Source organism: Algoriphagus yeomjeoni, assembly GCF_049821175.1.
Lineage (GTDB): Bacteria > Bacteroidota > Bacteroidia > Cytophagales > Cyclobacteriaceae > Algoriphagus > Algoriphagus yeomjeoni_A.
Genome location: NZ_CP187512.1, coordinates 1,421,066 through 1,433,988, shown reverse-complemented (window position 1 = coordinate 1,433,988; position 12,923 = coordinate 1,421,066). Strand labels below are relative to the sequence as shown.

5 protein-coding genes are annotated in these 12,923 nt (G+C 40.4%); all 5 read left to right on the top strand.

Annotation, left to right across the window (positions count from 1 at the left end; translation table 11 throughout):
• Positions 1-39: 39 nt before the first annotated feature.
• On the top strand, positions 40-1,353 hold the full coding sequence (gene xylA / locus ACPUEN_RS05780) for a xylose isomerase (RefSeq protein WP_111611113.1): 1,314 nt from the start codon (positions 40-42) through the stop codon (positions 1,351-1,353).
• Positions 1,354-1,505: 152 nt separating this feature from the next.
• Positions 1,506-5,606: a hybrid sensor histidine kinase/response regulator transcription factor gene (locus ACPUEN_RS05775; RefSeq protein ID WP_425639161.1), complete on the top strand. Its 4,101-nt coding sequence runs from the start codon at positions 1,506-1,508 to the stop codon at positions 5,604-5,606.
• A 941-nt stretch (positions 5,607-6,547) separates the two neighbouring features.
• Entirely contained in the window at positions 6,548-7,540 is a 993-nt protein-coding gene (locus ACPUEN_RS05770; protein WP_425639160.1) for a glycoside hydrolase family 5 protein, read from the top strand.
• 516 nt (positions 7,541-8,056) lie between these two features.
• On the top strand, positions 8,057-11,218 hold the full coding sequence (locus tag ACPUEN_RS05765; RefSeq protein ID WP_425639159.1) for a SusC/RagA family TonB-linked outer membrane protein: 3,162 nt from the start codon (positions 8,057-8,059) through the stop codon (positions 11,216-11,218).
• 18 nt (positions 11,219-11,236) lie between these two features.
• Positions 11,237-12,901, top strand: coding sequence for a RagB/SusD family nutrient uptake outer membrane protein (locus tag ACPUEN_RS05760; protein ID WP_425639158.1), 1,665 nt, complete (start codon positions 11,237-11,239; stop codon positions 12,899-12,901).
• The last annotated feature ends 22 nt before the right edge of the window (positions 12,902-12,923 follow it).

Here is a 12,923-nt window from a genome sequence, read left to right as displayed (position 1 = left end):
AATTTCAAACCTATAAATACCTAATAAACCAAAGTAAAAATGTCAAAAACTTATTTCTCTTCAATCGATAAAATCCCTTTTGAGGGTAAGGAAAGCGATAATCCATTAGCTTTTAGATTTTACGATGAGAATCGTATCATTGCCGGCAAAACAATGAAGGAGCATTTCAAATTTGCTATTGCCTATTGGCATTCCTTCTGTGGAACTGGTGGAGATCCATTTGGGCCTGGAACGATCGTTCATCCTTGGGATGCTGCTGCAGACCCAATTCAGAGAGCTAAAGATAAAATGGACGCTGCTTTCGAATTCATTACCAAAATCGGAGCTCCTTACTATTGCTTTCATGATATAGACTTGATCGATGAAGGACCAAGTCTTGCAGAGTATGAGAAAAGAATGCAAATCATCACTGAATATGCTAAGCAAAAGCAGGCAGAAACTGGAGTGAAATTGCTATGGGGAACTGCAAACGTATTTAGCAATCCTCGCTACATGAACGGTGCTTCTACTAACCCTGATTTCAATGTCGTTTCATGGGCTGGAACACAAGTGAAAAATGCCATTGATGCAACTATTGCCCTGAATGGTGAGAACTACGTATTCTGGGGCGGCCGTGAAGGTTATATGTCTTTGCTAAATACTGATATGAAGCGCGAAACTGAGCATTTGGCTCAATTTCTAACCATGTCTCGTGATTATGCTAGAAAGAATGGTTTTAAAGGAACATTCTTCATTGAGCCTAAGCCAATGGAGCCGACTAAACATCAGTACGATTACGATGCGGCTACTGTGATTGGTTTCTTGAGACAGCACGGATTGGACAAAGATTTCAAATTGAATATTGAAGTAAATCACGCAACTCTTGCAGGTCACACCTTCCAACACGAGCTTCAAGTATGTGCTGATGCAGGTATGCTAGGAAGTATCGATGCCAACAGAGGTGACTATCAAAATGGATGGGACACTGATCAGTTTGCTATGAACTTGCAAGAGATGACAGAAGCAATGCTTGTTTTGTTGACTACAGCAGGTATTCAAGGCGGTGGAGTAAACTTTGATGCTAAAATCAGAAGGAACTCTACTGATATGGATGATCTTTTCTTAGCTCACATCGGCAGTATGGATGCTTTTGCAAGAGGAATGTTGATCGCTCAGGATATCTTGGATAAATCTGATTACTTAGAAAGAAGAAAGAACCGATATGCAAGTTTCGATACTGGTAAAGGCAAATCCTTTGAAACAGGACAACTTACACTAGAAGATCTGAGAAACTATGCAGCAGAAGTAGGAGAGCCGATACAGACAAGTGGTAAGCAAGAATACTTTGAAAATCTATTAAATAGATTCATCTAAGTCTCTTTATTAAAAAAATCTTAAAAGTCCGGTTGATTTTCTTCAATCGGACTTTTTTTGCGAAAAATATTAACCTGGGATTGTGAATTTTAGTTATTGAAGTAAGATTTTACTTATTATTCTCATAATTTGTCAGCCCTAGTTTGTCGTGTATGAAAGGAATTGTGCTATTCGGAATTACTTGTTTGCTTTTATTTTGGGCAGGACCTCTTACTGCACAGGATGAAGTTGAGAAGCTCGTGTTTCGAAATTTGGATGAAAACCTAGGGTTATCAAATTCAAATATTCTGAGCATAATAAGAGATGCTGACGGCATGATGTGGTATGGTACCGCATATGGTTTGTACCGGTATGATGGTACCCGCACCAAAGTTTTTTTAAATACGAAAGATTCCACCTCTATTTCACACAACAACATCCACAGGTTGTTTGTAGGACCTAATGATAAGCTCTGGATAAAAAATGTAAACGGTATTTTTGATATTTATAACCCTGAAACTGAGCAATTTTCCAGAGGAGTTACAGTTTTTTCATCGGTTTATGATTTAGCATCAGACTCAGTTGGGATGCTGATGAAGGATCGCCAAAATAGATTTTGGTTTACACATCCATCAAAAGGTATCAGCATATATGATGGAGATTCAGGCGAAACTGTTTATGTACAAAAGAATAAGTCGATTGGAAGTCTTTTTTCAAATCAAATAGTCTCCATAGGAGAGGCTCCAGATGGACTTGTTTGGGTGATTCACAATTCTGGAGTGATAGACTTGCTCGACCCAAACCGTCTTATAGTCACAAAAACTTTGAAGCTTCCGAAAGATGAGATTCCGGCAGTTGCTAATTATGAAATGACAATAGACTCAGATGGAGATGCCTGGATTTATGATCCAGATCGAGATCTGGGCGTTTTTAAGGTGGATGGCTTCACGCATGAAGTACAGGCTAACCAAGAAAGTAGAGGTAAATATCGTCTGAATAATAACATGGTGAAATCGGTGGTTGAAGCCAAGAAAGGGCAAATTTGGCTTGGTACTGATCATGGTGGTATTAATGTGATTGATAAATCTAGCGGCAGGGTCAAATATTTAACTGGTGAGAATTCCTTGGATAATACCATGCCTCATAATGTGATTTATGCTTTGTATAAAGACAATGAAGACATTATTTGGGTAGGTACGCATAAAAAGGGAGTTGCCTTTTACCATCAGGGATTGTTGCGCTTTTCTCACGTCCGAAAAAATTTTTCAGATCCTAATTCACTTCCATTCAATGATGTCAATGCCTTTGCAGAGGACAGTTTAGGCAACCTTTATATTGGTACAAATGGAGGTGGTCTCTACTATCACAATAGGAAATCAAATACCTACACTCATTATAAGCATGACCCTTCATCTAAAAACAGCCTCATTGGAGACGTCATCGTTGATTTGATGATAGATAAGGAAGGAGTTCTTTGGATTGGTACATACCTGAATGGCTTGGGAAGCTTTGACGGCAAACAATTTAAAAACTATCAATACCAGCCCGATAAACAAGCTGGAATACCAGGACCAAGTATTTGGAAGCTTTTCGAAGATAGCACTGGAAAAATCTGGATAGGAACGCTTCGCTCAGGGATCTCTATGCTAGATAAGGAGAGAAAGGTTTTTCATAATTATCCAGCTGGTAGTGCTCCATTCTATACCAATAATCAGTACATCACTGGCTTTGCCGAGGATAAATCCGGTAATATTTGGATCTCGGGTGGGAGTGGAATTAACGTGCTGAATTATGAAACCGGGGAACATGGATTTTATTCAGAAACTGAAGGAAATGGATTAGTAGACTCTAATACCACCGATTTATTTATGGATAAGGCGGGCGTACTATGGGTGACAAGTATGACTGGCCTCTATTATTTTAATACTTCGGATAGCTCATTTGTCCATTATGGAGAAGAAGAAGGCTTGCCCACTTCCTATCTTGTGGATTTATTGGAGGACGAGGACAATAACCTTTGGATCAGTTCTCAAATGGGGTTGATCTTTGCCGAGATTAATAGAAGCGTAGAACCATACTCGATTTCATTTCAGAATTTTGATCAAAAAGATGGTCTTCAAGCCGCTTTATTCAATAAAAATTCTGCATTAAAAACCAGTAAGAATGAATTTATTTTTGGTGGACCAAATGGGTACAACATCTTTAAATCTGAAAATTTTGCCTTTGAGCGGAACAACCCAGCAGTAGTTTTTACAGATTTTCAGCTTTTCAATGAAGAAGTCAAAGTAGGAGAGGTCTTGAGTAATAGGGTGGTATTGCCAAAATCTCTTGAGAATATGGACGAGCTTGTGTTGCGGCATGATGAGAACATATTTTCTATTGGCTTTAGCGCGTTGAATTTCCTTTATCCAGAGAAAAACAAGTACCGGTACAAACTTATTGGCTTCAATGATGATTGGATTTATCTAAATGATGACTTAGCGAAAGTAACCTTCACTAACCTAGATCCTGGTAATTATACTCTTGTAGTGCAACCTGGGACTGTTTTGGACGGCTGGAGTTTGTATGAGTATCAATTGGATATAAAAATTCTAGCGCCTTTTTGGAAAACACCAATTGCCTATTTTTTGTATTTTATTCTCATAGTCGCCATTATTTTCTACTTCAGAAATCAGCTTTTATCCCGGCAACGTGAGAAATTTGACAAGGAACAGGCGATGCAGGAAGCTAAAAGAGTGCAGGATTTGGATCGGTTGAAAACCAAGTTTTTCACAAATCTGAGTCATGAATTCAGAACTCCGCTTTCCTTGATTCTAACCCCAACAGAACATCTAATTTCGGAGACTGACAATGTGGGCTTGCTAGGTCAGTACAAAATCATTCAGCGTAACGCCAGACGTCTGCTAAAGTTGATCAACCAGCTGTTGGATGTGAAAAATGTAGAGAAGGGCGGATTAGTTTTTCATCCTTCGGAAGGAGATGTAGTTCAGTTTATCAAGGAATGTGTATCCGATTTCCATGAATTATCTGAAAATAAACATATACACCTGAGTTTTGAGACGAATAAGCATAGTCAGCAGGCAATATTTGACCCGGACAAGCTGGAGAAGATCATCTTTAATTTGCTATCAAACGCCTTCAAATTCACGCCTGAAGATGGTGCAATCACTGTCACTTTAGAACTTCAGCAGGAGAATGAAGAATTGGCCATGCTAAATCTTTCAGTTTCAGATACAGGGATTGGTATTTCCATAGATGATCAGCATAAGATCTTCGACAGATTCTACACCACAGAGGGGCATAAGCAACAGCTCAATCAAGGAAGTGGTATTGGGTTGTCGTTGGTGCAGGATTTTGCCCGCACGATGAATGGTGAAGTTCTGGTGGAAAGTGAGCCGGAAATGGGCTCTGTTTTTACTTTAAGTATACCTATAAATCTGATTATTCAAGAAAATTGGGAGGAAGTAGATGAAGATGAAAACGTTCTTGAAAGAGCAAACCAAAAAGATTTAATTCTGGTAGCAGAAGATCATGTGGAGTTTAGGAATTACCTCAAAGACTGCCTTTCGGACTCGTATCAGGTTCTTACGGCTACAAATGGAGCTCAGGGATGGGATTTGGCACAGCAGCATATACCAGATTTGATCATCTCTGATGTGATGATGCCTCAGATGGATGGTAAGGAGTTTACCCAAAAGGTAAAAACGGACATCAAAACTTCCCACATACCTGTCATCTTGCTGACGGCTAAAAAATCTGAGGAAACCATGGTTCAGGGATTAGACAGTGGCTGTAACCTTTACCTCACTAAGCCTTTTAATCTGGAGGTATTACTCCTAAGTATAAAGAATCTTTTGCGTGAGCGAAATATGATTCAGGAGCAAAACAGGAATAAAATCCAGATCAATGCGTCAGAGGTAAATGTCACTTCCTTGGACGATCAATTGATTCAAAAAGCTGTTGCACTAGTAGAAAAGTATATGGAAGATCCTCAGCTATCCGTTGAATTTCTAAGTAAGGAATTAGGCATGAGCAGAGTGCATTTGTATAAAAAACTACAATCTATCACAGGGAAAAGCCCAATTGAGTTCATTAGATTGATTCGATTGAAACGAGCTTCTCAGCTTTTGGCAAAGAGCCAGCTCAATGTATCTGAAATCGCCTATATGGTTGGGTATAATAATGCCAAGTATTTTGCCAAGCACTTTAAGGCAGAGTTTTCGATCCTTCCTTCAGAATATGCCGCCCGCCAGCAAGAAATAGCTACGGAATAATCTAATTATGCTGACTCATCACTACTAAAAGCTAACTCGACTCTACTTTTTGCTGGCATGAGTATATTAAGAGGAGACTGGACTCAGCTTTTGATGACAAAGGTTTTCTAACTGGTGACCCAGCTTTACTTTTTTTCTGACATCAGTCTATTAAAAGATGACTCGACTCTACTTTTAGCTAACATTAGTCTAATAAAAGATGACTGAACTCTACTTTTTGCTGACATGGGTTTACTAAAAGGTGACACGACTCTACTTTTTGTTGATCTAGTCCATGAAAATAGGTTCTACCCTGAATTTAATGGAAAAGCAAGTTGGGTTTTAAACTAATTTCCCTAGTAGAGAGTATAGGTTCGGAATATCATTGCGGATTTTTTCTTTAGGAGACTTAACATATTTCTAACACATTACGCCTTTCTCTATAGGTTTTCTTTGTCACTTTTTGGCGGCCAAAAAGTAACCAAAAAGCCCTGAGCCTCGGTCTTTTCTTTCCGCTGTGTGGTGTAGTGCTACTTTATGCTCAGCAAACAGCGGAATTTTGTACTGCATTTCACACCTAAAAATGACTCCCTGCCCAAACCTGGCCCAAGTCTAAAAATGCCTAAGGGGCATTTTCTTTACGACTTGTCCTCTCGTACCTCGGGAGCTAAGTCATTTTCTTCACGGTGTTCAATCCAGTACAAAACCGAAAATCCCGAAAGGCTCACCCATCCGGATGCTAGCCTCCGGAAACCATCTTCACCAGGTATTCAATTATCGATTCCATTAAATTAGTGGTAGTACCTGAAAATATAGACCTAACGCTACTTTTTGCTGACATAAGTCTATAAAAAGCTGACTGGGCTGTTCTTTTAACCTACTATACCCTAATCTGAAACAATACATACCCTTAGGGTAAGATTTGTTGGTGTAAACTTGATGATCAATTAACAACCCAACAAATGAAAAAACTACTAATCGTAGCTGGCTTGATTATATCTTCCTGCTCCGAAGCTTCACCACCTGATCCTTTACCCACACCAGCAGTTCCTGATCCCATAGGGGAGGTGGAATACTTTGGGCAATTAAAAGTAACCGACGGCAAGCTTACTGATAGCAACGGTGAACCCGTTATGTTAAGAGGAGTGAGCTTTGGCTGGCACAACTGGTGGCCTAGATTTTACAACACCTCAGCAGTGAAATTTTTAAAGAGTGACTGGAAAGCCAACTTGGTTCGCGCAGCTATGGGAGTGGATCCTGATGGAGCATACTTAGATAATCCCGAGTTTGCACTTCAAAAAATCAAGGCAGTAGTCGAGGCCGCCATTGCTGAGGATATGTATGTGATTATTGATTGGCATAGTCATGATCTGTATCCAGAAGAGGCGAAGGCATTTTTTAGTGAAATGGCGCAGACCTACGGAGCCAATCCTCATGTGATTTATGAGCTTTTCAATGAACCGGATTACGAAACCTGGGAGGAAGTGAAAGCTTACAGTGAAGAGATTATTACTGAAATCAGGAAGAATGACCCAGATAATTTGATTTTGGTGGGTTCACCTACTTGGAGCCAGGACATTCACAAAGTCGCTCAGAATCCAATTCTGAATCAGGAAAATATCATGTATGTGCTTCATTTTTACGCAGCTACTCATAAGGACTATTTGAGAGAAAGGGCAGAGCAAGCCTATAAAGCGGGGCTGCCTCTTTTCGTATCCGAGTGTGCTGGAATGGAAGCTACCGGCGATGGACCTATAGATTCAGCGTCTTGGGGAGCCTGGCTCTCTTGGATGGAGAGCAGAAAAATCTCTTGGGCTGCTTGGTCTATAGCGGATAAGGATGAGACCTGTTCTATGCTTTTGCCGTCGGCATCTTCCGAAGGCGATTGGACAGATTCTCAAATTAAGCCATGGGGAGAGGTGGTGAAAAAGGCGCTGGAAAAGAATTTGAACTAAGGCGAAGAAAATTCTCAATGTTCAGTTTTCAAATTCAATAATCAAAGTGATTAAAAGTTCGAAGTTAGATTAGTGCCCTCTTCGCTATCCTCAGCGAACACAGCGTTTGATAAAAAGATGTTTTCAAGTAAAACACCCCTGATTTAAACCATAAAAACTGCCTTTAATTGCATAATGCAAACGATTTCGGAGCGGTTAACATTTGATACCCTTAATAAAAACATTTGAATACCCTATGCAGCAATAACTCAAACTACATTTATTCGGATCAAAGAAATAAACCCAAAAACCTGATCTAATTTCTCTTCAATTGAATTATTAAAAATTCAATTCTCATCGAATATGCAAGTTCGGTGATAGGAATTCATCTCAGTTTTTGGTGTTTGTTGCTAAGATTTTTAAACAAAACCTAACCTGTATGAAGCGAAACAAGCTATTACATTTATCACAATTTGCTTCGGGAATACCTTTTCCCGCTCAAAACCTATATACCAATTTCTTACAATTAAACCCCTCATGATGAAAAAACTATTACCGCTTTGGCTCATGCTTCTGGTAGGTGTAGTTCAGGCTCAAGTTACGGTCAATGGTACCGTAAAATCTGAAGCCGATGGACTAGCTTTACCAGGTGTCACAGTGTTGGTGAAAGGAACCACCACTGGTGTAGCAACTGAAGTTGACGGAACGTATGCAATTACGGCTCCTTCTTCACAATCTGTCCTTGTCTTTAGCTTTATCGGCTATAAGTCTCAGGAAGTCGTGGTAGGTAACCAGTCCACAATTAACATTTCCATGGAAGAAGATATGGCTTCTTTGGATGAAGTTGTGGTGGTAGGTTACGGTACTATGAAAAAACGTGATATGTCTAGTGCACAGGTTTCTGTGACATCTGAAGATATAGAGCGTACAGTCAATACAACAATAGAGCAAGCCCTTCAGGGACGTGCTGCCGGTGTGTATGTCACTCAAAATACAGGTGCTCCAGGAGGAGGGATTTCTGTGAATATCCGAGGTGTAAACTCTATCAGTGGTACCAATCAGCCTTTATATGTAATTGATGGAGTTCAGATTCAGCCTTCTGCTGTTTCGTATGGCAATACCTCATCTACAAATCCTTTGGCAGGTTTGAACCCTAGCGATATCGAATCAATGGAGGTTCTTCAAGGCCCTTCAGCGACAGCGATCTATGGTTCTAGAGGTACAAATGGTGTAATCATGATCACTACAAAGCGTGGTAAGTCTGGTGAAACCAAAATCTCTTACAATTACCTGTACACGCTTCAAGATAAGCCTGAGAATTTAGAAGTGATGTCATTGAGCCAGTATGCTACGATGACTAATGATATCAGGGAAATCACAGGCGGTGATCCTCCAGCAGCATTCCTCGATCCTTCTATTTTGGGAGAAGGAACAAACTGGCAAGATGCGCTTTTCAAAACCGCGCCATTGAACAAGCATAATATCACCCTAACTGGTGGAGATGAGAAAACTCAGTTTTTCATTTCTGGTGAATACTTCAATCAGGAAGGTGTAGCAATAGGGTCTTCATTTGACCGATATTCTGTTCGAACAAATATTGATAACCAAACCAGAAAATGGTTGAAGTTAGGCTTGAACCTTCAGCTTTTCCACACGGATGAGCAACTGGCTACAGGTAGTTCTGATGTAATCAACAATGCGATCCAAATGGCTCCAAATGTACCAGTAACCAATCCTGATGGATCTTGGGGTGGTGCGGATCCTGTAAATGGATCAAGCCTGCAGTTTACTCCAGCTAACCCTATCGCTCTTGCGAATCTATTGGATAGAAACTATAAAAGAAGAGGTATGCAAGGAGGTTTCAACGTAGAAATTGACATTGTCAAAGGATTGAAATTCCGTTCTATGGTGAACACCAGCATTAACTACAATAATGGCCACTTCTTTACACCTACTTATACGCTTGGTGTAGTGACTAATGACACGAATACACTTTCGCAGGAATCCAGCAATAGCTTTTATTGGAACTGGAACCAAATGTTAACCTACAGTGCAGTTTGGGGTAAGCATGCGTTGGACGTGATGGCTTCCCATGAAGCACAGGAGTCTCAATATGAGTTTATGAATGCAGCTAGACTTAATTTCCCTTCAAATGATTTGCAGGAGTTGGGTCTTGGCTCAGCGCAAGGTGCTACTAATAGTGGTGGAGCCAATCACTGGGCTATGGAGTCTTACTTTGCAAGAGCGAATTATACCTTCAATGAAAAATACATTTTATTAGGTGCATTCAGAGCTGATGGATCTGCGAATTTCGGTCCTGAGAATCGTTGGGGTTATTTCCCATCTGTTTCAGCAGCATGGAGAGTTTCTGAAGAAAGCTTCTTACAGAATGCTACATGGATGGATGAATTAAAGATCAGATTTGAAACAGGTCTTACTGGTAACCAAGGTAATGCAGGTGCGATCTTCGCGCCATTGAGCTCACCAAGTATTCCTACTCCTTGGGGAGGTGGATTCCTGGTTTCTAGATTCGGTAATCCAAACCTGAAGTGGGAAGAAACTTCTACAGTGAACTTGGGTTTCAACTTGAATATGTTCAACAACAGACTTCAGATCGAAGGTGATTTCTACTTGAAGAAAACTGATAACCTGCTTTTGCCTAACCCGCTACCATGGTATATGGGTACATCTGCTGAAGGAAGTATAGGTACGCCAACAGTTAATATTGGTGCGTTGGAAAACAGAGGTTATGGTATCACGATCAACACAATCAACATTGATAACAGAGCTAGCGGATTCTCTTGGAGCTCCAATTATAACTTCTCAGGCTTCCAAACTGAAGTGACCAAATTCTTCTCTGAAACTGCTTTTATCGACCGTACTGCTTGGTGGTTGAATAGCTTCACGGCTCGAGCTCAGCCAGGATTTGCTCCTTGGTTATTCTACGGATATCAGGCTGATGGTTTGTTCCAAACTATTGAGGAAGTGGAATCATCTCCAAGACCAGTAGATAACTCTGGAAACCCAATTCAGGTCGATCGTGATAATGGTATTTATGTAGGTGATATCAAATACAAAGATATCAATGAGGATGGAGTAATCGATGAGCGTGATCAGACTTTCATCGGGAATCCTTGGCCAAAATTCACTTTTGGTATGACTCAGCAATTCGCATACAAAGGATTCGCGCTTGATGTGTTGTTTACAGGAGCACTTGGAGTAGATATCTACAACTACAACAGATTCCTAAACATCAACCCAAACAATGTAAACTTGGGTAGAAACATGTTGTTGGAGACTTATGATTATGCAAGAATTGAAATGGATGGATCAGGAAATCCATTTATAGCAAATGCAGGAACAGATGTACCTAGAATCACTGCAACTGACCTTAACGGAAATGGTACTAGAATCTCAGATAAGTTTGTTGAAGACGGTTCTTATGTAAGAATCAAGAATATCAACCTTTCCTATGTTGTGCCTAATGAATTGTTAAGTAAGCAGAATGTAGTCAGAGGTCTGAAGGTTGGTTTCGGTGTTCAGAATGCTTTCACATTCACTAAATACAAAGGATACGATCCTGAGGTAGGTGCTTCAGTAGGTAATAACGTTTCTGCCGGTAATCAATTGATTGGTGTGGATTACGGTAGATATCCTCAGACGAGAATGTACACATTCAGCTTAGGTGTTGACTTCTAATCCAAAAATTATAAACACATGACAACAAACACGAAATTCCATAAACTAGTCTTAGGAGCTACTTTGCTACTGGGAGGAATGGTGGGCTGTTCAGAAGATTTCTTGGATAGACCCCCATTGGATGCAATTGTAGATGCAAACTTCTACAAAACTGACGACCAAATCTTAGCGGCTTCTGCGCCACTATATAACATAGTTTGGTTTGCTTATAACGATAAAGCTAGCCATGGTATAGGCGATGCAAGAGGCGGAACTTTGACCTCAGGATCTTACCAACTAGAAAACGTACGATTCAATACTACGGGTGAGACTCCTGAAAATGGCACATCTTGGAGAGCTTTCTATAACGTAGTCGCACAATCTAATAGTTTGATCAATAACATTGATGCCTTTGCAGGCGAAGATGTGACAGAGCGAATCAAAAATCATGGAATTGCTGAAGGCAGATTCATGAGAGGTTTGGCTTATTCTTACTTAGTTCAAAACTGGGGACCAGTTCCGATTATTACAAATAACACGGCACTTCTTCAGGATACGACTATCGCTAGAAATACTGAAGAGTCTGTTTGGCAATTCATCATTAAGGATTTTCGCTATGCAGTGGATAATCTTCCTGAAACTGCAGTATTAAATGGCCGCTTGACCAAGTGGTCCGCTGAAGGTATGCTTGCTAAAATGTACCTGACTAAAGCTGGAGTAGGTGGTTCAAGAAACCAATCAGACCTTGATTCTGCTGCTTACTTTGCTAAACGAGTGATCGATAATTCGGGAGCTTCTTTGGTGGAGAATTATGAGGATCTATTCAAGACAGCGAATAATAACAACATAGAAACACTTGCAGCTTTACAATGGACTTATAATGCAGGTCAGGCTGGCGCATGGGGAGCACAAAACTCTGTTCAGGCTTTCTTGGCTTTCGGATCTGAAATCACTGGTTTCGGTGACGGATGGGGTGGAGATATTGGAGCTTCCAAGTGGGTATTAGATCTATACGATGATTTAGTTTTTGACGAAAGAAGAAAAGCCACTTACATGTTCCCAGGTGATCACTATCCTTACATCACTCAAGTGCCTCCGGGAGGATCAGCTCAAGAGCTTAGGGTTCCTGCAAGAAGTATAGAGGGAGGTAGAGAATATAATACTCGCGCATGGGTGAAAAAATATGTAGTGGGTCGTCCTGAAGATAATGCCGGAAAAGTCGTTCAACAAGGCACGGAAATCAATACTTACATTCTAAGATTGGCTGATGTTTACTTGACTTATGCAGAAGCAGTATTGAGTAAAAATCCAGCTGAAGCTCTAAAATATGTGAACATGGTAAGAGCCAGAGCAGGGGTAAACGCCTTGACCTCTGTCACTTGGCAGGATATATTTGAGGAGCGAATCAAAGAATTTGCAATGGAAGGTCAGGCTTGGTATGAATTCACCAAACTGCACTACTATGATCCAGCAAAGGCTTATGATATCCTTTCTAGCCAAGATAGAGGCACGTTCAGAATCTATGCCGACAAAATTCCGGATCCTACACTTTGGGAAATTGAAATTCCAGACAGCGATACATCTCCAAGATATTTTGATGTTAATGCTTCTAATTTCCTAATTCCAATTCCTTCAGCAGAATTGTCTAGGGCTCCAAACTTGAGAAAGCCTGCTGTACCGTATGATTTCTCAGCAGAAAATTAATTTGTGGACTTACATTGAAATG

Bases quoted from the DNA above. Each gene is read 5' to 3' on its own strand.
- xylA (WP_111611113.1), top strand. From the start codon at position 40: ATGTCAAAAACTTATTTCTCTTCAATCGATAAAATCCCTTTTGAGGGT.
- ACPUEN_RS05775 (WP_425639161.1), top strand. From the start codon at position 1,506: ATGAAAGGAATTGTGCTATTCGGAATTACTTGTTTGCTTTTATTTTGG.
- ACPUEN_RS05770 (WP_425639160.1), top strand. From the start codon at position 6,548: ATGAAAAAACTACTAATCGTAGCTGGCTTGATTATATCTTCCTGCTCC.
- ACPUEN_RS05765 (WP_425639159.1), top strand. From the start codon at position 8,057: ATGATGAAAAAACTATTACCGCTTTGGCTCATGCTTCTGGTAGGTGTA.
- ACPUEN_RS05760 (WP_425639158.1), top strand. From the start codon at position 11,237: ATGACAACAAACACGAAATTCCATAAACTAGTCTTAGGAGCTACTTTG.